Below are 23509 nucleotides of genomic sequence, written 5' to 3'. Positions count from 1 at the left end.
CTTGTGTTGTGAAAAAGAACGGGACCACCGGCGAGGGGCGCGGCGACCAGCCGCGCGCCGCGGCCGTCGGCGTTCCCGTGCAGGTCAGCGCGGTGAACGTCGCCGAGGGCCGCACCCGGCACGAGGTCGCCCGGCTGCTGCTGGAGCAGGGCCCGATGACCGCCGTGGTGGTCGCGGAGCAGCTCGGCATCAGCCCGACGGCGATCCGCCGCCACCTCGACGCGCTGCAGGCCGACGGCGAGGCCGAGACCCGCGACGCCCCGCGCAAGGGCCCGCGCGGACGGGGCCGCCCGGCCAAGCTGTTCCTGCTCACCGAAGCGGGCCGCGCCCGGTTCGGGCACGCCTACGACGACCTCGCGTCCTCGGCCATCCGCTTCCTCGCCGAGCACGCCGGCCCGGACGCGGTGCGCGCGTTCGCCGAGCGCCGGGTCGAAGGGCTCGTCGGGCCGCACCGGCAGGCGATCACCGGATCGGCTGATCCGGTCGAGCGCGCCGAGGCCCTCGCCACCGCGCTGAGCAGGGAAGGCTACGCTGCCTCGACCCGCGAGGTCGGCACGGTCGGGGCGGGAGTGGGCGCCCAGCTGTGCCAGCACCACTGCCCGGTCGCGCACGTGGCCGCGGAGTTCCCGCAGCTGTGCGAGGCCGAAACGGAAGCGTTCGCGAAGCTGCTGGGCACCCACGTCCAGCGGCTGGCGACCATCGCGCGCGGAGACAACGCGTGCACCACACACGTACCCGCCGGACCGGCGGGTATCCCGGCCCATCCCGAGCCGGACCGCACGACGCCCGGAGACGCGGCCGCGCCGCCCGACGGGCACGCACCACGGATCCCGAATGGAGGGAAACCCGCATGACTGCCGCTGCCGAGCAGCGCACTCCCACCACCGAGCCGTTGAGCCAGGAAGAGACCATCGCGTCCCTTGGCAACTACGCCTTCGGCTGGGCGGACTCCGACGAGGCCGGCGCCAGCGCCCGCCGCGGCCTGAGCGAGGACGTCGTCCTCGACATCTCCGGCAAGAAGTCCGAGCCCGAGTGGATGCGCGACGCCCGATTGAAGGCGCTCAAGCTGTTCGACCTCAAGCCGATGCCGAACTGGGGCGCCGACCTCTCGGGGATCGACTTCGACAACATCAAGTACTTCGTGCGGTCCACCGAGAAGCAGGCGACCAGCTGGGAAGACCTGCCCGAGGACATCAAGAACACCTACGACAAGCTGGGCATCCCCGAGGCGGAGAAGCAGCGCCTCGTGGCCGGCGTCGCCGCGCAGTACGAGTCCGAGGTCGTCTACCACCAGATCCGCGAGGACCTGGAGGAGCAGGGCGTTCTCTTCCTGGACACCGACTCCGCGCTCAAGGAGCACCCGGAGATCTTCCAGGAGTACTTCGGCTCCGTGATCCCGGCCGGCGACAACAAGTTCTCCGCGCTGAACACGGCGGTGTGGTCCGGCGGCTCGTTCATCTACGTGCCGAAGGGCGTGCACGTCGAGATCCCGCTGCAGGCCTACTTCCGGATCAACACCGAGAACATGGGCCAGTTCGAGCGGACGCTGATCATCGTCGACGAGGACGCCTACGTCCACTACGTCGAGGGCTGCACCGCGCCGATCTACCAGTCGGACTCGCTGCACTCCGCGGTCGTCGAGATCATCGTGAAGAAGGGCGCCCGCTGCCGCTACACGACGATCCAGAACTGGTCGAACAACGTCTACAACCTGGTCACCAAGCGCGCCAAGTGCGAAGAGGGCGCGACCATGGAGTGGGTCGACGGCAACATCGGCTCCAAGGTGACCATGAAGTACCCGTCGGTCTTCCTCATGGGCGAGCACGCCAAGGGCGAGGTCCTCTCGGTCGCGTTCGCGGGCGAGGGCCAGCACCAGGACGCCGGGGCCAAGATGGAGCACCTCGCGCCGCACACGTCCTCGACCATCGTGTCGAAGTCGGTCGCGCGCGGCGGCGGCCGGACCTCCTACCGCGGCCTGGTCAAGGTCGCGAAGCGGGCGCACCACTCGCGCTCCAGCGTGGTCTGCGACGCCCTGCTGGTGGACACCATCTCCCGGTCGGACACGTACCCGTACGTGGACATCCGCAACGACGAGGTGTCCATGGGCCACGAGGCCACCGTGTCCAAGGTCAGCGAAGAGCAGCTGTTCTACCTGATGTCGCGCGGCCTCGACGAGGCCGAGGCGATGGCGATGATCGTGCGCGGGTTCGTCGAGCCCATCGCGCGCGAGCTGCCGATGGAGTACGCGCTCGAGCTGAACCGCCTGATCGAGCTGCAGATGGAAGGGTCCGTCGGCTAAATGGAGTCAACACAGTCCGTGGCCTCGGACAACAATGTTTCCGAAGCCCTTCGCGAGGGGGCCGTCGTTCCGGCGGCCTCCCGCGCGGAGCGGTTCACTTCTTACGACGTCGAGGCCTTCGAGGTCCCGGGCGGTCGTGAGGAGAACTGGCGCTTCACTCCGATGAAGCGCCTGCGCGGCCTGCACGACGGTTCCGCCGTCGCCTCCGGCGAGATCACGCTGGAGACCGAGGCCGCGCCCGAGCTGAAGATCGAGACCGTCGGCCGCGACGACGCGCGCCTCGGCGAGGCGGGCGTGCCGAGCGACCGCATCGCGGCGCAGGCGTACTCGTCGTTCACGAAGGCCACCGTCGTGACGGTGCCCAAGGAGACGAAGGCGTCCACGCCGTCGGTGCTGCGCATCCACGGTCCGGGCGAGGGCAAGGTCGCCTACGGGCACCTGCAGGTCCGCGCCGAGGCGTTCGCCGAGGCCGTCGTCGTGCTGGACCACGTCGGCTCCGGCACCTACGCGGACAACGTCGAATTCGTCATCGGCGACGGTGCCAAGGTCACCGTGGTCAGCGTCCAGGACTGGGCCGACGACGCGGTGCACGTTTCCGAGCAGCACCTGCGGCTGGGCCGCGACGCCGCGCTGCGGCACACCGTGATCACCCTGGGCGGAGACCTGGTCCGCGTCTCGCCGACGGCGACCTTCACCGACAAGGGCGGCGACGTCGACATGCTCGGCGTGTACTTCGCCGACGGCGGCCAGCACCAGGAGCACCGTCTCTTCGTCGACCACGCGGTGCCCAACTGCAAGTCGCGGGTCGGGTACAAGGGCGCGCTGCAGGGCGACGGAGCGCACGCGGTGTGGATCGGCGACGTGCTGATCCGGGCCGCGGCCGAGGCCACCGACAGCTACGAGTTCAACCGCAACCTGGTGCTCACGCCGGGGGCGCGCGCGGACTCGGTGCCGAACCTGGAGATCGAGACCGGCGAGATCGAAGGCGCCGGCCACGCGAGCGCCACGGGAAGGTTCGACGACGAGCAGTTGTTCTACCTGCAGTCGCGCGGAATCGCCGAAGAGGCCGCCCGGCGCCTGGTCGTGCGCGGGTTCTTCCACGAAATCCTGGTGAAGATCGACGTCCCCGAGGTGCGCGAACGCCTCGAAGCCGCGATCGAGGCCGAACTCGAAGCCGTCGGCGTCTGACGCCCCTCCACCGCAGACTTTAGGAAACGAAGAATGGCTACCCTGGAAATCAAGGACCTGCACGCCTCGGTCACCACCGACGAGGGTGCCAAGGAGATCCTCAAGGGCGTCAACCTGACCATCCGGTCCGGCGAGACGCACGCGATCATGGGCCCGAACGGCTCCGGCAAGTCCACCCTGTCCTACGCGATCGCCGGCCACCCGAAGTACACGGTGACCTCCGGCGAGGTGCTGCTGGACGGCGAGAACGTGCTCGAGATGAGCGTGGATGAACGCAGTCGAGCGGGCATTTTTCTCGCCATGCAGTACCCGGTCGAGGTGCCCGGCGTCTCGATGTCGAACTTCCTGCGCACCGCGGCCACCGCGGTCCGGGGCGAGGCTCCCAAGCTGCGCCACTGGGTCAAGGAGGTCAAGGAGGAGATGGGCAAGCTCGGCATCTCCCAGGAATTCGCCGAGCGCTCGGTGAACGAGGGCTTCTCCGGCGGCGAGAAGAAGCGCCACGAGATCCTGCAGCTAGCGCTGCTCAAGCCGAAGTTCGCCATCCTCGACGAGACCGACTCCGGCCTGGACGTCGACGCGCTGCGCGTCGTGTCCGAGGGCGTCAACGAGTACAAGGCGGGCAACGAGGTCGGCGTCATGCTGATCACGCACTACACCCGCATCCTGCGGCACATCACCCCGGACTTCGTGCACGTCTTCGCCGACGGCCGCATCGTCGAGTCCGGCGGCCGCGAACTGGCCGACGAGCTGGAGGAGAACGGCTACGTCAAGTACGTCGGCTCCGCCGAGCCCGCCAAGGCCTGACGTCCCGCGTTCCCGTTCCCGACGACACCGAGAGAGAGGAGTTGGCTCGATGACCACCACGGCTTCGAACAGCCCGACCAACTCTGTTCCCCTTGACGTGGCGGCACTGCGTGCCGACTTCCCGATCCTGACGCGCACCGTGCGCGACGGGAAACCCTTGGTGTACCTGGACTCCGGAGCGACCTCGCAACGGCCGGTGCAGGTGCTCGACGCGGAACGGCGGTACGTGTTCACGTCGAACTCGGCCGTGCACCGCGGTGCCCACCAGCTGTCGGAAGAGGCCACCGACGCCTACGAATCCGCGCGCGCCAAGACCGCGGAATTCGTCGGCGCGGACCCGGAAGAGCTGGTGTTCACCAAGAACGCGACCGAGGGCATCAACCTCGTGGCGTACGCGATGAGCAACGCCGCCACGGCCGGTCCGGAGGCTGAGCGGTTCCGGATCGGCGAGGGCGACGAAATCGTCATCACCGAGATGGAGCACCACGCGAACCTGGTGCCGTGGCAGCAGTTGTGCCAGCGCACCGGGGCGACGCTGAAGTGGTTCAAGGTCACCGCCGAGGGCAGGCTCGATCTGTCCGATATGGACAGTGTGATCACGCCGCGCACCAAGGTGGTCGCGTTCGCGCACCAGTCCAATGTGCTCGGCACGGTCAACCCGGTGGCCAAGCTGGTGGCCAAGGCGAAGGAAGTCGGTGCGCTGACCGTCCTCGACGCCTGTCAGTCCGTGCCCCACTTCCCGGTGGATTTCCACGCCCTCGGCGTCGACTTCGCGGTGTTCTCCGGGCACAAGATGCTGGCTCCGTCCGGGATCGGCGTGCTGTACGGCCGGACCGAACTGCTCGAAGCGATGCCGCCGTTCCTGACCGGCGGCTCGATGATCGAGCTGGTCACGATGGAGCGCACCACGTTCGCCGCGCCGCCGCAGCGGTTCGAGGCCGGGGTGCCGATGACGTCGCAGGCGATCGGCCTCGGCGCGGCGGTGGACTACCTGTCCGCCATCGGGATGGACCGGATCGCGGCGCACGAGCACGAGCTGGCCGCGGCCGCGATCGCGGGCATCAGCGCGATCCCGGGCGTGCGCATCGTCGGGCCGACCGACCTGGAGGACCGCGGCGCGACGGTCGCGTTCGTGATCGACGGCGTGCACCCGCACGACGCCGGACAGGTGCTCGACAGCCTCGGCATCGCCGTGCGGGTGGGACACCACTGCGCGTGGCCGCTGCACCGGGCTTGTTCGGTGCCCGCGACCGTGCGGGCGAGCTTCTACCTGTACAACACGCTGTCCGAAGTGGACGCTCTGGTCGCCGGGATCCGCGAGGCGCAGAAGTTCTTCGGGGTGGACCAGTGAACCTGGAGAGCATGTACCAGGAGATCATCCTGGACCACTACAAGAACCCGCACGGGCGCGGTCTGCGCGATCCGTTCGACGCGGAGTCGTTCCAGGTCAACCCGACCTGCGGCGACGAGATCACCTTGCGGGTGAAGGTCAGCGACGGCAAGGTCGAGGACGTGTCCTACGACGGGCAGGGCTGCTCGATCAGCCAGGCCTCCGCTTCGGTGCTGACCGACCTGGTCGTCGGGCACACGGTCGACGAGGCGTTCACGACCATGGACGCGTTCGTGGAACTGATGCAGGGCAAGGGCAAGGTCGAACCGGACGAGGACGTACTGGAGGACGGCGTCGCGTTCGCCGGCGTCGCGAAGTACCCGGCGCGCGTGAAGTGCGCCCTGCTCGGCTGGATGGCGTTCAAGGACGCGGTGTCCAGCACCACCACAGGAGCTGAGAAGGCATGAGCGAAGAGACGGTTACCGACCCGCGCGAGGGGCGCACCGCCGCGGACCTGCCCGAGCAGACCGCCGCCGTCCCCGCCGACGTCGCCAAGATCGAGGACGTCGAGGAAGCGATGCGCGACGTCGTCGACCCCGAACTCGGCATCAACGTCGTCGACCTCGGCCTGGTCTACGACATCCGGGTCGAGACCGACAACACCGCGACGATCGACATGACGCTCACGTCCGCGGCCTGCCCGCTGACCGACGTGATCGAGGACCAGACGTCGGCGGCGCTGACGTCCGGCGGTCTCGTGGACGACTTCCGGATCAACTGGGTCTGGATGCCGCCGTGGGGCCCGGAGAAGATCACCGACGACGGCCGCGAGCAGTTGCGGGCGCTCGGGTTCACGGTCTGAGGCTCGCGTTTTCGAAGGCCGCTCCCGGTTCGCCGGGGGCGGCCTTCGGCGTATCCCGGATTGGTGCGTTCGGGCGCTGCCGGGCGGAACGTCGGATTCTGTCGGGGCCGGGTGCTATTACTGGTCAATGACCGAACCTGACTCCGAATCCGTGTCCGAAACCGAAGAAAGACCCAGCCGCGGCCTGGCCGTGGGAGCGGTGTCGGTGGCCGCGGTGAGTCTCTCGCTCGCGGTGCTCACCTGGCTGGCCTGGCTGCTGGTCCGGCCTCGGCTCCTCGTGAGCGGTGTCTACCCGCTCGTGGCCGAGGTGTTCGTCCTGGTGCTGGGCGCGCTGTGGTTCGCGGCGCTGCTGGCCGGGGTGCTGGCGGTGGTGCTGGGGCGGCTCGGGGGAGCGAAACGGCCCGGCGGCGACCTGGCCCGCACGGGCGCGCTGCTCGGCGGGCTGACGGTGGTGGTGGCGCTGGCCGGGACCATCGCGTTCACGGTGAGTCCCGGCCTGATGCCCGCCTACAGCGACGGCGGGCGGCCGCTCAATTCGATCCTTAGGGGATGAAGTCCGTATAACGACCTATACGGCGGCGGATGATTCCGGCTGTCCATTATGGACAGAGTGGCACAATCCGCCCCGACGATCCGGGGCCGCGTAACGGATCCGTGGTGCTCGCCGATCCTCGCGAGGTGATCGACGGTTTTCCGGCCCCGCCGCCGGTTTCCCGCGCCCCTCGCCGGTTTTCGCCCGCGCTGGCGCTGTTCGTCGTGCTCGCGCTGGCCGGGGTGGCCGGATGCGGGTACGGGCTGGTGACGGTGTTCAGCTATCGCCTGGCGAAAATGCCGACGAACGCGATGGCGCCCGCCGTGCCCGCCGGGACGGCGATCGTGCTCGGCAAGCGGGACGGGCAGGTCTACCGCCGCGGCGACGTCGTGCTGGCGCGCATGCCCGCGCACCAGGACAACCGGGCTTACCTCCTGCTGGGCCGGGTGATCGGCGTGGGCGGCGACGACGTGCGCTGCTGCGACGAGAAGCGCCGGATCGTGGTGAACGGCAAATCCGTCGACGAGTCCTACGCGAGCGGCGACGGACCCGTGTTCCGCGCGCTCGTCCCGAAGGACGGCGTTTTCCTGGCCGGTGACCGGCGCGACGTCAGCTGGGACTCCCGGAACGAGGAGGCCACCGGAATGGACGGCTCGGTGCCGGTGTCCGAGGTGTACGGGGTAGTCGTCGCCACCGGGCCGAACCGGTGGTGGGTGCGCACGCTGCCGCCGACGACGGCGTTCACCGCCGCGGGATTGCCTGGCGCGCCCGAGGTGGATCAAGGGCCGTTCCTGGGGCGGGTGCTCGTCGGAGCGGGCGCGGGGGTGTTCTTGACCGGGTTCCTGGGCGCGGTGGTGACGGGCGTGCGCCGGGGCAGGAAACGGCGTCGGGAGGCTGCCGGGCCGGGGTGGTGACAGGCGATGCGCCGGGGCCGGGAGCGGCGTCGGGAGGTTGCCGGGCCGGGGTGGCTTCCGGACGGGTAACAATTGTCCGGACTGTTCCGATGATCGTCTCGTGACAGAAGGCTTTCCTGCTGCTCCGCCTCCGGCCGTGCGTGCGCCGCGCCGGTTTCCCTGGCTGCTCGCGATCTTCGTCGTGCTGGCGATCGCGGGCTCGGTCTTGGCGGCGACCGGGCTCCTCAAGGTGTTCAGCTACCGCATGGTGAGCATCCCGGGCGGGTCGATGGCGCACACCATCGCGCCGGGCGAACGGGTCGTCTTCGGGCTGAACGAGGGCCAGGAGATCCACCGCGGCGACCTCGTCGTGTTCGAGGCGAGCGGGTTCGTCGGCGGGAGGTCCGTGAAGTTCCTGAAACGGGTGATCGCCGTCGGCGGCGACGAGATCGAATGCTGCGACGACCGGGGCCGGATCAAGGTGAACGGCAAGCCGGTCGACGAGCCTTACGTGGTCGGCAAGCAGGAGACCTTCCACGCGAAAGTGCCCCAGGGTTCGGTGTTCGTGGCGGGCGACCAGCGCGACAACTCGTTCGATTCCCGGTGGTGGATCAACCAGTCCGGCGGTGGTTCCGTGCCGCTTTCCGAAGTGTACGGAGTTGTGGCGGCCACCGGGGATCTGTTCTGGGTCAAGCAATTCCCGGCGACCACTGCGTTCACCGACGCCGGATTGCCCGGTGCGACAGAGCCGGATTCCGGACCGGTCACCAGCCGGATCACCGCCGGGGTCGGGGCGGGCGTGTTCCTCATCGGGTTCGTCGGCCTGCTCGTGACTGTCGTCCGGAGCGCCGGAAGACGACGAAAAGCAGCCGCAGCCCCGCCAGTGCGCTGATCATCAGCAGGTTGTAGCCGAACACGTGGTTCAGCGTCAGCCCGGGCACCAGCTGCGGGCCGCTCGAACTGGACAGCAGCAGCACAGCCATGAGCCCGGTCGCGATGCCGACCAGCGCCAGCAGCACCTCGTGCACGAGGCCGGTCACCAGGTCGCGGTCGCGTTCGTCGGAGAACAGCCGCATGTTCACCGACAGCCGGCCTTCTTCCAGGGCCGCGCCGATCCGGTCGACGCGGCGGGGCAGGCGGCGGAGCACCGGCAGCAGGGCGGTGAATTCGTCGGTGACGGTGCGGCGCAGGGTTTCCGGGCGCAGGCCGATGCGTTCGGTGGCGAACGCGCGGGATTCGGCGACGAGGTCGAAGTCCGGGGCCAGCGTCGCGAGGGTGCCTTCCATCGTCGCCAGCGCGCGGAACACGGCGGCGATCGGCGGCGGTACGGCCAGGCGGAATTCGGCGATGACCCGGAACAGGCCGGTGAACAGGTCGAGGCCGGGGCTCCGGCCGGGCCCGAAGTGCCGGGCGAGCAGGGCTCCCAGCGCGCGTTCCAGGCGTTGTTCGTCGAGATCGTCCGGACGGTCGACGATCTCCAGCAGCCCGTCGCGGACACCGGCCGGGTCGCCTCGGTCGATGGCGGGCAGCAGGGCTTGCAGACCGGCGCGCAGACCGGTGTCGAGGCGGCCGACGGACCCGAAGTCGAGCAGGCCGAGGGTGCCGTCTTCGAGCAGCACAACGTTGCCAGGGTGCGGATCCGCGTGGAACACCCCGCCGAGCAGCACCTGGTCGAGCAGACCGCGCAGGAAGGTGCGGGCGAGTTCCTCGCGGGAGCGGGCGGAACCGGTGGCGAGGGGTTTGCCGTCGAGCCGTCGCAGCACCAGAACGCGCTCCGTGGACAGTGCTTTGTGGACAGTCGGCAACGTGACGCCGGGGACCGGATGCGCGGCGATGGCGTCGATGTTCGAGGCTTCGGTGCGGAAATCGAGTTCGTCCTCAAGGGACTCGGCGAAGCCGTCGGCCAGGTCCAGTACGCCGAGCGAACGTGCCCAGCCAGCTCGTTCGTACAGCACGGCGGCGAGGCGGCGGACGATGTCGATGTCGCGTTCCACCTGCTCGCGGATCCCGGGCCGCTGCACCTTCACGACGACCTCGGCACCGGACCGCAGCCGAGCGCCGTAAACCTGCGCGATCGACGCCGCGGCAAGGGGTTCGTCGTCGATGTGGGCGAAGGCGGTGAGGTCGATTTCCTCGCGCAGCAACGCGCGCACCTCGTCTTCGGGCGCGGGCGGGACCTGATCGTGCAGCCGGCTGAGTTCGCGGATGTACACCGGCGGCAGGAGATCCGCTCGCGTCGAGAGCAACTGGCCGAGCTTCACGAACGTCACGCCCGCTTCTTCGAGCGCCAGCCGCAGCGACCGGGCGAGCTTCGCCGAACCATCGGGTCCCGCGGTGCGGCGGCCGGTGAGGAACGAACCGAGGCCGTGGCGGATCGCGATGCGCATGATCCGCGAGTAGCGACGGGCGCGGGCCGCGCGGGACCGCAGCGACCGCATCCGGGCGAACAAGCCCGGCCCGCCGGACGGAACCGCGAGTTCGGCGACGAAAAGGACTAACAGCGTCACCGCGAGCGCGCTGCCGGCCAACGGGATCAGCAGTCCGATCGCGACCCCGGCGTTGGTCAGCACGGCGATCGGGAACAGCCGGATGACGGTGCCCGCGACGAGCCAGCCCGCGAGCGCCGCGCCGAGCGCCCGGACGAGACCGACGCGCACCCCGAGCACTTTGCGGGCCGCGGCGACGAGCGGCCACAGCACGACGACGTAGGCCAGGAGGCCGAGCAGCAGCGTTTGCATGCCGAAAAGCACACCATCGCGGCGGCGCCCGCGGATCCAGCCGGGGCGGGACGGACCTCCCTCTCGCGGGGGAGCGTCCTACTTTCGGACGTAGTCGCCCCGGTGGTGAACTTCTAACGTCGTCGAGCGGACAAGGGTTGCTTGCTTTCTCGATGAGGTACGGAGGACACGATGCACGCACGAGGGTTCCGGCGGATCGCCGCACTGGCCATGGCGACCGCCGCTCCGCTGGGTTTCGGCCTGGCGACCGCACCCGCCGCGTCCGCCGCCGCGGCGACCACCGTCTACTACAGCTCGGCGGGCGCGCCGGACTACGTCGCCCAGATCGACCAGGGGGCGGCCAACTGGAACGCGGCGGTCAGCGACGTCCAGCTGGTGAAGGACGAGGGCAAGGCGACGGTGAAGATCCACGAGGTCACCAGCGGCGGTTCGTACACGCAAACCGACGGGCACGGCAACGGCGACGTCTACCTGGACACGAGCCAGGTCGCCGAGGGCTACGACCCGACCCGCATCGCCGCGCACGAACTCGGCCACAACCTCGGGCTGCCGGACCACTACGAGGGGCCGTGCACGGAGCTGATGTCGGGGCACGGGCCGGGCACGTCCTGCACGAATGCCAAGCCGGACGCGCAGGAAACGGCGAAGGTGCAGCAGTTGTGGGCCAACGGGGTCCGGGCTGCGGGGACTCGGGTCACGACGACTGTCTACTGAGGACTCGTGAGTGCTGCTGCCGGTGAGAACCGGCAGCCGCACTCACGACCCCCTACTCCGCCTGCAGCACGAAGAACAAACAACTCGGGCTCACGCACAACATCCGGTAGTCCTCCGGGAACAACGCCTCCGCCTCCGGCACCGGTTTCGGCTCGCTCAGCACCGAAATCCGGAACCCGCCGGCGGTGAACGCGTCGGTCATCGCGTGCAGCGGCCGGTTCCAGAAGCTCATCGGCATGGTGCGGCCGTCGATCTCCCAGGTCTCGGTCCACTCGTAAGTCGCCGAATAGTCGGTCTCCTGCCCGGCTTGGCGCTGCAGCATGTGGATCGCGTACGGGTGGTCGACCACCACGATCAGCCGTCCGCCGGGCTTGAGGACGCGGTGGAACTCGCCGAGCGTCGGGCCCCAGTCCTCCAGGTAGTGCAGCACGAGCGAGGCGACGACGTCGTCGAACGCGTTGTCCGCGTAGGGGAGTGGCTCGGCGACGTCGGCGACGCGCAGGTCCACGTCGGGGCCGAGCCGCTGGCGGGCGATCTCGAGCATGCTGCTGCTGAGGTCGAATCCGGAGACCTCCGCGCCGCGTTCGCGCAGCGAGACAGTCAGCGGCCCGGCGCCGCAGCCCGCGTCGAGAATCCGCCGCCCGGCCACGTCCCCGGCCAGCGCCAGCACGGCGGGCCGCTCGTAGTAGGCGTTCTGGATTTCGGTGTCGGACATGGCGGTGTAGCTCTCGGCCAGCAGATCGTAATCGTTGACGACGGCGCTTTCTTCCGGAGGCATGCGACCCACAGTGCCAGAAAATCGGCGGCCGGGTCCCGCCCTGGAGGGAGGCGCCCGCCGGGGCCGCCTGTCAGGATTGGCGGGTGCGTTTCTTCCGTCCGCTGGTCAGCGGGGTCACCTATCGCCGGTGGGTGTACTTGATCCTCGGCGCGGCGCTCAGCGTGCCGTACCTGCTTCTCGCGATGATCGCGATGCCGTCGCTGATGCCGTTCACCACGACCGTGGGATGGGCGAGCCTCGCCGGATTCGTCGTGACGCTCGCCGTGCTGGCCGCGACCGCGTTCCTGCCCGCGGTGCGGGTGCTGGAGGCGGCGGCGGTGCGGGAACTGCTCGCCCAGCCCGCGCCCGGACGCGGACGGCTGCGGTGCGCGGCGATGTTCGTGCTGCACGTCGGGTCCGGGCTGATTGTCGGCCTCGCGACGCTCGCGGTGCCTGCCGGATTCGGGTTCGCGATCAACGCGGTCTTCACCGGTCGGCTTGTCGACACGCCGGATTTCCAGCTGACGGTTCCGCGCGGCTGGGCCTCGGCGTGGCTGCCCGCGGCGTTCATCGCGGCTTTCGTCGTGCTGATCTACGTCGTGTGGGGCGCCGGCGGGCTGCTGCGCCGCGCGGCGGCCCGGTTGCTCGGCTGGTCCGCCGCCGAACGCATCGCACAGCTCGAACGCCGCACCGATCTGCTCGCCGAACGCACCCGGCTCGCGCGCGAACTCCACGATTCCGTCGGCCACGCGCTTTCCGTGGTCACGCTGCAAGCCGGAGCCGCGCGGCGGACGCTGCACACCGATCCCGGCTTCACCGAGGAAGCGCTCACCGCGATCGAGGAATCGGCCCGCACCGCGCTCGACGACCTCGACCACGTGCTCGGCCTGCTCCGCGACGAAGCCCGCGACCGGACGCCGCACGCGGGTCTCGTCAACCTGCCCGCGCTGATCACCGTGACGCAGCAGTCCGGCACGGATTGCCGCTACGAGGTGCGGGGCGATGTCGCCGCGGTGCCGGCGGTGGTTTCCCGTGAGGTGTACCGGATTCTGCAGGAATGCCTCACCAACGCGGTGCGCTACGCGGGGAAGGTGCCGGTCAGCGTCGCGCTGGCGGTCGCGGACGGGCAGGTGCGGGCCGCGGTCGCGAACCCGCTCGGCTCGGCCCGGCCGTCGCGCGCCCGGGGCGGCCGCGGTCTGCGGGGCATGGCGGAGCGGGCGGAACTGGTGGGTGGCAAGCTGTCGGCGGGACCGGTGGGCGAAAACTGGGAGGTCGTGGTGACGGTGCCGTGGGGGAACCGGTGAGCGTGCGAGTCCTGCTGGTGGACGACGAACGGCTGATCCGGGCCGGGCTGCGGGCGATCGTGGACAGCGAACCGGACCTGACCGTGGTCGGCGAGGCCTCCGACGGCGCCGAGGTGCCTGGACTGGTCGCGCGGCTGCGGCCGGACGTCGTGCTGATGGACGTGCGGATGCCCGCGGTGGACGGAATCCGCGCGACCGGGCATCTTCTGTCCACTATGGACGAACCGCCGAAGGTGATCGTGGTGACCACCTTCGAAAACGACGACTACGTGTACGACGCGTTGCTCGCCGGGGCGAGCGGATTCCTGCTGAAACGCGCTCGGCCGGAGGAGATCGTCGCCGGGATCCGGACAGTGCTGGCGGGGGATTCGCTGCTGTTCCCGGCCGCGATCCGGGGAATGGCGGCGCGCCGCGCCCCGGGTGCGGTCGCTCCGCTGGACTTCCTGACCGAACGGGAACGCGACGTCCTGCGGCTGATGGCGGCCGGACTGTCCAATGGGGAGATCGCCGCGGAGCTGTTCCTGGGGCTGCAGACGGTGAAAACGCACGTCGGGAACGTGCTGTCGAAGCTGGGCGCGCGGGACCGGACGCAGGCGGTGATCCGGGCTTACGAGTCGGGCTTCGTCACGCCGACCGGCTGATGGCGACGTCCCGGCCGATGCCGCGCAGCACCTCGACCCGGTCGCTGCCGGGGCGGCTGAGGACCCAGCTGGATCCGGGGACCGCTTTGGCGCGTTTCTTCAGCGGTGCGAGCAGCCGGGAAGCGTCCCGATAGGACGGAATGGCCCCGCTCCCGCACACGAGCGTCGCCAGCGACACCGTGACCGGCATGCCCTCGGCAGACCAGTGCGTGTCCAGCAAAGCCGCGGCGACCGTCCCGATCTCGTCCACATCGCACACGATCAGGAAATCGTCTCCGCCGACATGGCTCACGCGCATGCGCGGCAGCCGTCCGGCGAGGTCGGTGAGGGCTTCGCCCAGGGCGCGGATCAGGTCGTCGCCCGCGGCGAAACCGGCGTTGTCGTTGACCGACTTGAACGCGTCGACGTCCAGCCAAGCCGCCACGAACTGCTCCCCGCTGGCGATCCGGCGTTCGACGTCGCGCGCCGCCGCTTCGCTGCCCGGCAACCGGGTGAGCGGGCTGAGCGTCACCGCCTCCTCGACCTTCGCCTCGGCGACGCCGCGCACGACCTCGGTCACCAGCACCACGCCGAGGCAATGCCCGGACGCGTCGACCACCACGACGTCGTCCCCGGTGCGGCCCCAGTCGGCGTCGGTGACCAGTTCGAGGAACTCCAGCGCGCTCGCGCCCGCCTCGATCAGATGTGGTTTGTCCGCAAGCCTTGCCGCGGAACGCTTCGCGTGCAACGCATGTCCGTACGGGCCGGTGATGGTCACGAGGAAGCGCGTCCGGTCGACTGACCACTGTGGACGGTTGTCCGCGTCGACGCCGACCACGCCGCTCGGCGCGTCCGCGGCGGCGAGCACCTCGCGGACGTCGTCGCAGGTGGCGTCCACCGGCAAGGTGGTGGCCGGGCGCAGGAAATCGCCGACGCGCGGGGCCTGCGGCGGCGCGGGCGAGCGCCGGTCCTCCGGGACGACCGCGCCGGCGGCGGGCGCGGACCGGTGCGCGGCGGGCGGCGCGAGCAGGTTGCCCTGCGCGATCCGGACGCCGAGGTGCTGCGCGGCGTCGAGCTGCGACTCGGTCTCGATCCCGGTCGCGACCAGCCGGATGTTCGTGCGCGTCGTGAAGTGCAGCAACGCCTCCACAACGGCCGTCGACGCCGGGTCGCCGGGCAGGCCGCGCAGCACGCTGCGGTCGAGTTTCACCAGGTCCACCGGGGACTGCGCGAGCAGCGCCAGCGGCAGGTCGCCGCGGCCGAGCCCGTCGAGCGCGAGCCGGAAGCCCTGCTCGGTGAGCGCGCGCATGCCGTCGAGCAGGCGGCCGGTGGGCAGATGCGTGAACGGCGGCCCGACCTCGAGCACCACGTCGCGGGTGCGGCGCCCGGCCGCGCCGAGTTCGGCGATCAGTTCGTCGAACGCCTCCGTCGGCGACGCGAGCGTGCGCGCGGAAAGGTTGAGGTGCAGCGGGAGCGCGCTGGGCCGCTCGGCTTCCTGGCGCACCGCGGCGGCGGCCAGCCCGAGGTCGACCTCGGTGAGTCTGCCCGCGCGACGGGCCTCGGCGAGCAGTTCGTGCGCCGTGCCCCGGCCCGGCCGGGCCAGCGCTTCGTACGCGACGACCCCGCCGGTGTGCAGGCTGTACATCGGCTGGAAGGCGAATCGGACCGCTCGCAGCGTCGTCACGGGGGCGATACTCGCATCGCCGAAGGGGGCTGCGAAACCGTTGTCAGCTGATGTTCACCAGGGCGGCACTTTGGCCACCGGAACGGACTAACAAAATGCTTTCACGTTCCCTCGATCGGGAGCGGGAAAATTCCCGGCGCCGCGTCAGCCGAGCAACCTCCGGCGGATCCCGGCCGGAGCGGTGCGAAACAGGTTTGCCATGGTCGCGGCGGTGCGGGGAAGGTCGGCGCGACCGGAGGTGAACGCGCGCTGCGCCGGGACCGGAAGATCGAAGAACAGGTCGAAAAATTGCGCCGACTGGGCGGGTGACATTCCGCACAATGCACGGAGTCCGTGGCGGCGCAAGACGTGCACAGCGCGCGCTTCGGCCGGCCACAATGCCTTCCGGGCCGCGCTGGCCGCTGCTGCTGGACCCGCGTCGAACGAGTCCGCGAGCGCATCCGCGACGCGAGGCGCGAGCTGCAATGCGGTCGCGAGGCTGTAGCCGGTCGCCGGGTGCACGAGTCCGCCCGCGACCCCGAACGGCACCGCCTGGCCGCGCTTCGGCAGCGGGACGTCGAGCACGATCCGCACCCGCTCGACCCGGCCCGCGGGACGGATTCCCTCCGCTTTGAGCCGGGTGTGCAGCCGCTGGGCCAGTCCGGACACCGGGAGTCCGGGCTTGCGGGCCAGCGACGTCTCCTCGACCAGTACGGAGCCGTCGCCGAGGGGCAGCAGGTAGCGAAAGCTGTCCGTGCCGTCGCGCCAGTCCATGAACACCGCGGTGTCGGCCCGAGCCAGTCGCGCTGCTTGGTCTGCGGGCAGCACGAGCCCGTACGCGGTCTGCTCGGCGCGCGGGGCACGCAGCTTGGGCGCGCCGGACGCGTCAACGAACACCGCGGCCGCCAGCCGTCGACCGTCGGCGAGCAGGACGGTCGAACCGTGCGGCCCGTGCTCCGCGCCGGTCACCTTGCCCGGGACGACCTGGACCTTCGGCTCGGTGAGCCACTCGCGCAGACCGGCGTTGTCGAGCACCCGATACGCGCGATCGACCCGGTGCTCGCGGGTCCCGAACGCGAGCGTCGCCGCCGGAGCCGCCGCGATGGCTTTGTCCGGCAGCTCAGGCACTTCGTCCGCCCACAGTCCGTAAGTGTTCGGCCACTTTCGGTGCGGATCCGGGTCGAGCACGGCCGTTTCCAGCCCTCGCCGGGCGCACGCGGCCGCCAGCGCCCGTCCGGCCGGGCCGCCGCCCGCCACCAGCACGTCGGTCATCCCGCAATCCTGCCGGACGGCCGGATACGGTGGGACACATGGACGAGACCGATCCGAGGGCAGCGCGCCGGGACCCGGCGAACGGGGCAGGCGGGTTCACCGATCTGGCGACCAGCCCGTTCCGCGTCGACCGCGACCGGATCACCGCGTCGCCGTTCTTCGCGCGGCTCGGCGGGGTCACCCAGGTGGTCAGCGCGGGCGGGGCCGGGCTGCTGCACAACCGGCTGACGCACAGCCTGAAGGTCGCGCAGGTCGCGCGCGGGATCGCGGAGCGGATCACCGGGTCGAGCGAGTCGGCCGAACTGGCCGCGAAACTCGGCGGCTGCGACCCGGACGCGTGCGAGGCCGCCGCGCTCGCGCACGACCTCGGGCACCCGCCGTTCGGCCACCTCGGCGAACAGACCCTGGACCGGATCGCGCGGCACCGCTTCGGCCTCGCCGACGGTTTCGAGGGCAACGCGCAGTCTTTCCGCATCATCACCACGACGGACGTGCGCGGCCCGTCCGCCATCGGCCTGGACCTGACCACCGCGGTCCGTGCCGCGGTCCTGAAGTACCCGTGGGCCCGCCTGCATTACCCGCAGCCGCACCCGACCCAGATGCCGTCACAGCCCCGTGGCGCCGCTGAGCCGGACGATGCTCCCGGCACCGGCGCGAGCAAGTTTTCCGCCTATGTCACGGAATTGGACGACTTCGAACAGGCGCGCGCCCCGTTCGCCGGGCGGATCGAGCCGTGGCAGCAGACGGTGGAAGCGTCCGTAATGGACACTGCCGACGACATCGCGTACGCGATCCACGACCTGCAGGATTTCCACCGCATCGGCGTCCTGCAGCACGCCCCGGTTGCCGCGGAGCTGGGGGAGTGGCTGGCGCACGCCGTCGATCTGGCCTCTTTGGACGATGCCCGGCTGACCGCGGAAATCCGCCGCCCAGGCCGTTCCCTGGAGCGGATGCGCCGCCGGATGCACCTGAAGGACAGCTGGATCGTGGACGACGACGCCTTCGCCGCGGCCGTCGCGCGGGTCCAACGCGAACTGGTCGACGGCTTGCTCGCGGACGGTTTCGACGGCTCGACCGAAGCCGAACAAGCGACTGCAGCGTTTTCCGCGAACTGGATGGCGCGGCTGGTGGACGGAGTTTTCGTCCTGTCGTCGCCCCCGACGCGGTCCGGCCACGTCTCGCTGCGGCCCGCGCAGTGGCACGAGGTGCAGGTCCTGAAGTTCGTCCACCGGCGATTTGTGTTGCTGCGCCCCGATCTCGCCTTGCATCAGCGCGGCCAGGCCAGTCTCGTCACGACGTTGGTGGACGCGCTGGACGCCTGGCTCCTGGACCGCGACGAGGCCTCCCGGCTGCCCCGTCGACTGCACGACCTCCTGGAACTGGCCCACGGCGAGTACTCGGACCTGGCCCGGATCGCGCCGGAGTTGCTCGTCGGCGCGACCGGCGAGCGAATCGAGGGCGCGGACGCGGTGCGCGGGCTGGCTCGCGGCCGGGCGGTCGTGGACTTCGTGGCTTCGCTGACGGACAAGCAGGCAGTGACGCTGCTGGACGCGTTGTCGGGGCGGTCGAGCCAGCCTTGGTCGGATTCCTTTGTGCTGTAAATAGGTTGCGGGGGCGGTGTCTGATCAGCACGGTAGGCAGATGTCTTTGGTGATCCGGGAAGCCGGTGCCGACGATTGGCCGGGGATCTGGCCGATCATCCGGGATGTAGTGACCGAGCAGCAGACGTTCCCGTACGACCCGGCCATGAGCGAACCGGACGCACGTCGGCAGTGGCTGGTGCCCGCCCCGGCGCGGGTCGTGGTCGCTGTTGCCGGGGACCGGGTGCTGGGCACGGCGAACATGTACGCGAACCGGCCAGGCCCGGGAAGCCATGTCGCGTCGGGGAGCTTGATGGTGTCCCGCGATGCGCGCGGCTCCGGGGTGGGGCGGGCGTTGGTTGCCGACCTGGTCTCGTGGGCGCGGCGGGCTGGGTTCGCGGCGGTTCAGTTCAATGCGGTGGTGGAGACCAACGTGCACGCGATCCGGTTGTACGAGAGTTTGGGGTTCGTGACGTTGGGCGTCGCGCCGGGGGCGTTTCGGCATCCGGTGGAGGGGCGGGTCGGGTTGCGCATCATGTGGCTGGATTTGTGATTCGCTTCGCGGAGGTTTTCGCTCTCGCCGCCCGGCTGCCGGGTCAGGTATTCCGGGAACCGCAAGGGGATTCGCTGTTCTGCGAGTACGACGCGGTGCTGGCTCCGGAACTCTGGCCCGCGCTTCGCGAGATGGCCCGCTGGCACGGCGACGACCGGGTCGAACTTCTGGTGCCAGGTGCTTCCCGGGCGGTTTCGTTGTCCGTTCATGCGGACGAGGACGATTACTGGACCGCGATCGGACACGGATCGGACGACGAATTCCTGGACTCGATCGCCGTGTCGGCGGACGTCGTCGCGGTGACGGGCCCGTCCGGGAAGTGGGGCTGCTGGGGAGAACGCGGTCCCGAGATAGCGGTCTTCCGAGGCTTCCCGGACGCCGCCGCCCGCGACGGATGGCGCGAGCGGTTCGGCCCGTTCCTGGACGCGGCGGGAGCGGTGGAGTCGTACGTGTGGATGGCGCTCGGCGGGCGCGGGCCGGTTCCGGACGAGTACGCGGCCGCGCTGGCAGAGAACTACGGGACCGGGTGAACGGCGCGCCTTGAGAGGCTGGGGAATGGGAAGCGGGAGATCTCGGATGCCGTTGTATCGGGTTGTCTCCGAGGAAGACCGGCCGGACTTCGTGCTCGCCTTCGAGTCGCTCTCCGGTTTCTTTGTCGACGAGACAACCGCCGGAAAGGCAGTCCTCGAAGGCATCAGCGGCGCGGCCCCGCCAGCGACTGTGGACGATGCGGTCATCGAAGTGGTCGACGATTCCGGAAAAGCGATCGGCAGTTACTGCCTCGGCCGTCTCGAACTGCGGCAGAAGAACATTTCCCGGGCGCCCGACGGGTCGATCAGCCTCGAAGTCCGGTGCGGTGGCGGCGAACCGTATCCCCACGCGCAGGAGATCTGGGCGCGATGGAGCCGCGGCTCGATCCTGCCTCGCGAGTGGACGCGGTATCCCGCGACCCAGCACGGCGACTGGCTGCACGTCGTACAAAACGCGTGGTTCACCTCGGGGAAGCGCGCGCTGCGATACGGCACAGGCGACATCGTCATCGACGGGCAGGGCCTGTCGTCGGAGGATTCGTTCTATTGCGCCATCGGCGAGGCGGCGAACGGCCCAGGCGGTTACTTCGGCAGCAACTTGGACGCGCTTGACGACTGTGTCCGGAACGGATCCGAGACAGGACACCACTATTCGGTGGTCTGGAGTGCCGCCGAAATCTCCCGCCGGGTCCTGGGCGAGGACTTCGTGACCGTGGTCACGGAAATCTTCGGCGCGCACCGAGTCGCACTGCGCTGACCGGCGAATCCGGTGCCGGGCCGCGCAGACAAGAGACGGCTGGCTCGGCCGAACGGCCTACGACGTCCGGCGGGCAACGGATATTGCCTGACCAACGTCACCCCAACGGCCGTTTTTCCCGGACAGAAGTGGTACTTAGCTGGATCCAGCCGGTGATCACCGGCGTTGGCCAGCGTGAGTCGGGGCACGCGGTGTGAGATCGGAGGCGCACGTGCGTCGTACCCGTTCACCTAGAGCCTCGACAAGGACCGCCAGAAGACGGACGGGCGTGGTCGCCGCGGCGGTGCTCGCCGCCGGGCTGGCGACACCGCCCATCGCCGGAGCGCAGGAGTCCACTGCGGACGCCACTGCGAAAAGCCAGATCGCGGCATTGCAGGCGGTCAAAGCCGGACAGACCGCGACTGAGTCCAAAATAGACAGCAAACTGCTCGTCCAGGAGAAGATGCGCACGCGGAGCCTGAGTGCGGCCGCGTTGCCGGGAATCGCCAAGACCGCGGACAAAGCGCTGGTCGACATCCGCGTCACGAAGGTCAGCGACGGGCTCGTCAACGACCTGCGCGAGGCCGGGGCCGAGGTGCGCGCGGTGTCGAGCACGGCGGCGAGCATCCGCGCCGAGGTGCCGTTGACCGCCTTGCCGGAAATCGCGAAGCGCGACGACGTGAAGCATGTCGAGACCGCGGATCAGGCGATGACGGCGCGGCAGCGGGAAAACACCAAGGACGACAAGGAAACCAAGCAGCAGAAGGCTGACCGCATCGACCGGCAGCTCAAGGAAGCGATCGGAACCACAACGCAGGTGGTCAGCGCGGGCGACCGGGCGCACAACGCGGACACAGCGCGCCAGCAGTTCGGCGTGACCGGCACCGGCGTAAAGGCTTGCGCGCTGTCCGACGGGGTCGATTCGCTCGAGGTTTCCCGCACCAAGGGCGAGCTTCCGGCGGTCGATGTCCTGACCGGACAAGCCGGCAGCGGCGACGAGGGCACGGCGATGCTGGAGATCATCCACGACCTCGCCCCGAACGCGAAGCTCGGTTTCGCCACGGCATTCACCTCCGACGCGAGTTTCGCCGACAACATCCGCAAGCTGCGTTTCGAAGCGCATTGCGACGTCATCGTCGACGACGTCATTTACTTCAAGGAATCCCCTTTCCAGGACTGGATCATCGCGCAAGCGGTGAACGACGTGACGGCCGACGGCGCGCTCTACTTCTCCTCCGCGGGCAACGAGGGCAACGTCGCCGACGGCACCGCGGCACACTGGGAAGGCGACTTTGTCGATTCCGGAATCTCGATCGGCAAATACGCCGGCACGGCGCACAACTTCGCGGGCGCGGCCGGAAAGCAGGTCTTCGAACCGATCTCGGACGCGTCGTCGGCCAACATCCCGGTGACGCTGCACTGGTCCGACCCGCTCGGCGCGGCCGCCGACGACTACGACCTCTACCTCCTCGACGCGCGCGGCAACGTCGTGAGCTTCAGCCAGGACGTCCAGAACGGCACCCAGGACCCGTACGAGCAGCTGGCTACCCCGCTGTTCGGCGGCACCGGTCTGCGGCTCGCCGTGGTGAAGTTCTCCGGGGCCGGCCGGTATCTCTCCCTGACCGCGTTCGGCAGCCGGTTCCGCGATTCCGCGGACGGGCTCAAGGCGTACTCCACACCGGGCGCGGTCGTCGGCCACGCGGCGGCGCGCAAGGCGTTCGCGGTGGCGGCGGCACCGGCCGAAGCGGCGTTCGGACGGCCGCTCGAACCGGGCGACCCGGCGAACCCGACCGGACCGTATCCGGCGGCGTATTCCGCTGCCAGCAAGGCGGAACGGTTCAGCTCGGACGGTCCGCGACGCGTGTTCTACGAAGCCAACGGAACGCCGATCACGCCGGGCGACGTGTCCTCGACCGGCGGAGAAGTACGGCAGAAGCCGGAAATCACCGCGGCGGACGGCGTGCACACCTCGGTGAGCGGGTTCGACCCGTTCTTCGGCACCTCGGCCGCCGCCCCGCACGCGGCCGCGATCGCGAGCCTGGTGCTGTCCGGCAACCCCGGACTGTCCTCTTCGGACATTCGCGAGGCGTTCCTGAAGACCGCGGTGGACATCGAAGCGCCGGGAACGGACAACCTCACCGGTGCCGGAGTGTTGTTGGCGGACAAGGTGTTGGCGTACACCGGAGCCAGCCCGCAGCCGTACGCGGAGGCCGGGCAGCCGGCGGTCCGCGGCCCCAACGGCGGCAGCACGCTCAACCCTGGTGACACCGCGACCGTCACGCTGCCGGTGAAGAACAACGGCGACGGTGCCGCGGTGTCCACGAGCGTCGTGCTCACTTCGCCGACCCCGGGCGTCACGATCGAACCGCGGGCGAAGTCGTACGGCACGATCAGCCCGGGACAGACCGGAATCAACGATTTCACCGTCACGGTTCCGGCGAACCAGCAGCTCGGCTCGCCGGTGGTGCTCAACGCGAAGGTGACGTTCGCGGGGTCGTACTCGCCGCGCACCAGCACGTATTCGCTGCCGGTCGGCACGCCGTCGCCGGTTTCGCAGGCGTTCGCCTACGCGGGCCCGGTGGTCGCGATTCCGGACAACTCGCCGCTCGGCGCTTCGGTCCCGCTCGTGGTGAGCGGGGTCGGCCCCGCCTCGAAGGTGTCGCTCTCGATCGACGGCGCCACCTGCACCGCCGCGGAGAAGGCGACCACGGTCGGCATCGACCACACCTATGTGAACGACCTGGTCGGCACGCTGACCTCGCCGTCCGGCGCGACGGCGACGCTGTTCCAGAAGGGCGGCGGCAGCGGCAACAACCTCTGCCAGGTGGTCTTCGACGATTCGGCGACCAAGCTGTTCAGCTCGACCGGGTCCGCGGACGCGCCGTTCACCGGCACCTACCGGCCGGTGACGCCGCAGACCCAGGCGGGCGTCTCGGCGGACGGCACTTGGACGTTCAAGGTCGTCGACACCGCGGGCGGCGACACCGGTTCGATCCGCAGCGTTTCGCTGCACGTCAACGGGTACGTCCCGGCCGGGCATCCGGCGGACGTGCACAAGACGGTGACCACGGGGCCGGTGCGGCCTCAGCTCGTCTGAGAAGGATGCGGGGCCGTCGCCAGGCGCGGCGGCCCCG

General features: G+C 69.9%; 22 protein-coding genes. 18 read left to right on the top strand and 4 right to left on the bottom strand.

Annotation, left to right across the window (positions count from 1 at the left end; genetic code table 11):
- The first annotated feature begins 8 nt into the window (after positions 1 to 8).
- The 10 genes from ACFORO_RS02410 (at position 9) to lepB (ACFORO_RS02365) (ending at position 8800) form a co-directional block, all read left to right on the top strand.
- Positions 9 to 854, top strand: coding sequence for a helix-turn-helix transcriptional regulator (locus ACFORO_RS02410; protein WP_377868814.1), 846 nt, complete (start codon positions 9 to 11; stop codon positions 852 to 854).
- Positions 851 to 2299: a Fe-S cluster assembly protein SufB gene (sufB, locus tag ACFORO_RS02405; RefSeq protein WP_354738385.1), complete on the top strand. Its 1449-nt coding sequence runs from the start codon at positions 851 to 853 to the stop codon at positions 2297 to 2299. Before ACFORO_RS02410 ends, sufB begins: the two co-directional genes overlap by 4 nt.
- Positions 2300 to 3487, top strand: a complete 1188-nt coding sequence (sufD, locus tag ACFORO_RS02400; RefSeq protein ID WP_377868815.1) for a Fe-S cluster assembly protein SufD — start codon at positions 2300 to 2302, stop codon at positions 3485 to 3487.
- Positions 3488 to 3520: 33 nt separating this feature from the next.
- Positions 3521 to 4291: a Fe-S cluster assembly ATPase SufC gene (gene sufC / locus ACFORO_RS02395; RefSeq protein WP_354738389.1), complete on the top strand. Its 771-nt coding sequence runs from the start codon at positions 3521 to 3523 to the stop codon at positions 4289 to 4291.
- 49 nt (positions 4292 to 4340) lie between these two features.
- Entirely contained in the window at positions 4341 to 5642 is a 1302-nt protein-coding gene (locus ACFORO_RS02390; protein WP_377868816.1) for a cysteine desulfurase, read from the top strand.
- Complete coding sequence (sufU, locus tag ACFORO_RS02385) at positions 5639 to 6088, top strand: Fe-S cluster assembly sulfur transfer protein SufU (protein WP_037814681.1); 450 nt, start codon at positions 5639 to 5641, stop codon at positions 6086 to 6088. The genes ACFORO_RS02390 and sufU overlap by 4 nt, the downstream gene beginning before the upstream one ends.
- On the top strand, positions 6085 to 6483 hold the full coding sequence (locus ACFORO_RS02380; RefSeq protein ID WP_354738395.1) for a metal-sulfur cluster assembly factor: 399 nt from the start codon (positions 6085 to 6087) through the stop codon (positions 6481 to 6483). The genes sufU and ACFORO_RS02380 overlap by 4 nt, the downstream gene beginning before the upstream one ends.
- Before the next feature lie 127 nt (positions 6484 to 6610).
- Positions 6611 to 7036 carry a hypothetical protein gene (locus tag ACFORO_RS02375; protein WP_354738396.1) on the top strand — a complete coding sequence of 142 codons (426 nt, stop codon included), beginning with the start codon at positions 6611 to 6613 and terminating at the stop codon, positions 7034 to 7036.
- A 104-nt stretch (positions 7037 to 7140) separates the two neighbouring features.
- On the top strand, positions 7141 to 7929 hold the full coding sequence (gene lepB, locus ACFORO_RS02370; RefSeq protein WP_377868817.1) for a signal peptidase I: 789 nt from the start codon (positions 7141 to 7143) through the stop codon (positions 7927 to 7929).
- A gap of 100 nt (positions 7930 to 8029) precedes the next feature.
- Positions 8030 to 8800, top strand: a complete 771-nt coding sequence (lepB, locus tag ACFORO_RS02365) for a signal peptidase I (protein ID WP_377868818.1) — start codon at positions 8030 to 8032, stop codon at positions 8798 to 8800.
- Here the strand turns inward: lepB (ACFORO_RS02365) and ACFORO_RS02360 are convergent.
- On the bottom strand, positions 8715 to 10646 hold the full coding sequence (locus tag ACFORO_RS02360; protein WP_377868819.1) for an AarF/UbiB family protein: 1932 nt from the start codon (positions 10644 to 10646) through the stop codon (positions 8715 to 8717). The two genes, lepB (ACFORO_RS02365) and ACFORO_RS02360, sit on opposite strands and share 86 nt — an antisense overlap.
- Positions 10647 to 10817: 171 nt before the next feature.
- Between ACFORO_RS02360 and ACFORO_RS02355 the strand changes: the two genes are divergently transcribed.
- Positions 10818 to 11360, top strand: coding sequence for a snapalysin family zinc-dependent metalloprotease (locus ACFORO_RS02355; protein WP_377868820.1), 543 nt, complete (start codon positions 10818 to 10820; stop codon positions 11358 to 11360).
- A gap of 52 nt (positions 11361 to 11412) precedes the next feature.
- Here the strand turns inward: ACFORO_RS02355 and ACFORO_RS02350 are convergent, their stop codons facing one another.
- Positions 11413 to 12138 carry a class I SAM-dependent methyltransferase gene (locus ACFORO_RS02350; RefSeq protein ID WP_377868821.1) on the bottom strand — a complete coding sequence of 242 codons (726 nt, stop codon included), beginning with the start codon at positions 12136 to 12138 and terminating at the stop codon, positions 11413 to 11415.
- An 83-nt stretch (positions 12139 to 12221) separates the two neighbouring features.
- Between ACFORO_RS02350 and ACFORO_RS02345 the strand changes: the two genes are divergently transcribed.
- Together ACFORO_RS02345 and ACFORO_RS02340 are read left to right on the top strand one after the other, a co-directional pair.
- Positions 12222 to 13421: a sensor histidine kinase gene (locus tag ACFORO_RS02345; RefSeq protein ID WP_377868822.1), complete on the top strand. Its 1200-nt coding sequence runs from the start codon at positions 12222 to 12224 to the stop codon at positions 13419 to 13421.
- Complete coding sequence (locus tag ACFORO_RS02340) at positions 13418 to 14062, top strand: response regulator (RefSeq protein WP_377868823.1); 645 nt, start codon at positions 13418 to 13420, stop codon at positions 14060 to 14062. The genes ACFORO_RS02345 and ACFORO_RS02340 overlap by 4 nt, the downstream gene beginning before the upstream one ends.
- Here the strand turns inward: ACFORO_RS02340 and ACFORO_RS02335 are convergent.
- Entirely contained in the window at positions 14046 to 15725 is a 1680-nt protein-coding gene (locus ACFORO_RS02335; protein WP_354738412.1) for a GGDEF domain-containing protein, read from the bottom strand. The genes ACFORO_RS02340 and ACFORO_RS02335 overlap by 17 nt on opposite strands.
- Positions 15726 to 15869: 144 nt before the next feature.
- Positions 15870 to 16976, bottom strand: a complete 1107-nt coding sequence (locus ACFORO_RS02330) for a lycopene cyclase family protein (protein WP_377868824.1) — start codon at positions 16974 to 16976, stop codon at positions 15870 to 15872.
- Positions 16977 to 17014: 38 nt separating this feature from the next.
- Here ACFORO_RS02330 and ACFORO_RS02325 point away from each other — a divergent pair, with 38 nt between their 5' ends.
- The 5 genes from ACFORO_RS02325 to ACFORO_RS02305 all read left to right on the top strand — a co-directional run bounded on the left by ACFORO_RS02325 (position 17015) and on the right by ACFORO_RS02305 (position 23472).
- On the top strand, positions 17015 to 18577 hold the full coding sequence (locus ACFORO_RS02325; protein WP_377868825.1) for a deoxyguanosinetriphosphate triphosphohydrolase family protein: 1563 nt from the start codon (positions 17015 to 17017) through the stop codon (positions 18575 to 18577).
- A gap of 40 nt (positions 18578 to 18617) precedes the next feature.
- Positions 18618 to 19109: a GNAT family N-acetyltransferase gene (locus ACFORO_RS02320; protein WP_377868826.1), complete on the top strand. Its 492-nt coding sequence runs from the start codon at positions 18618 to 18620 to the stop codon at positions 19107 to 19109.
- Entirely contained in the window at positions 19106 to 19639 is a 534-nt protein-coding gene (locus ACFORO_RS02315) for a hypothetical protein (RefSeq protein WP_377868827.1), read from the top strand. Before ACFORO_RS02320 ends, ACFORO_RS02315 begins: the two co-directional genes overlap by 4 nt.
- Positions 19640 to 19685: 46 nt before the next feature.
- Complete coding sequence (locus ACFORO_RS02310; RefSeq protein ID WP_377868828.1) at positions 19686 to 20396, top strand: barstar family protein; 711 nt, start codon at positions 19686 to 19688, stop codon at positions 20394 to 20396.
- A 268-nt stretch (positions 20397 to 20664) separates the two neighbouring features.
- Complete coding sequence (locus ACFORO_RS02305; RefSeq protein ID WP_377868829.1) at positions 20665 to 23472, top strand: S8 family serine peptidase; 2808 nt, start codon at positions 20665 to 20667, stop codon at positions 23470 to 23472.
- Positions 23473 to 23509: the final 37 nt, after the last annotated feature.

It is taken from the genome of Amycolatopsis halotolerans (assembly GCF_042647905.1).
In the GTDB taxonomy this organism is placed as follows: domain Bacteria; phylum Actinomycetota; class Actinomycetes; order Mycobacteriales; family Pseudonocardiaceae; genus Amycolatopsis; species Amycolatopsis halotolerans.
Note: the sequence above shows the minus strand (reverse complement) of the source record. Positions and strands in the feature narration are given on the sequence as shown.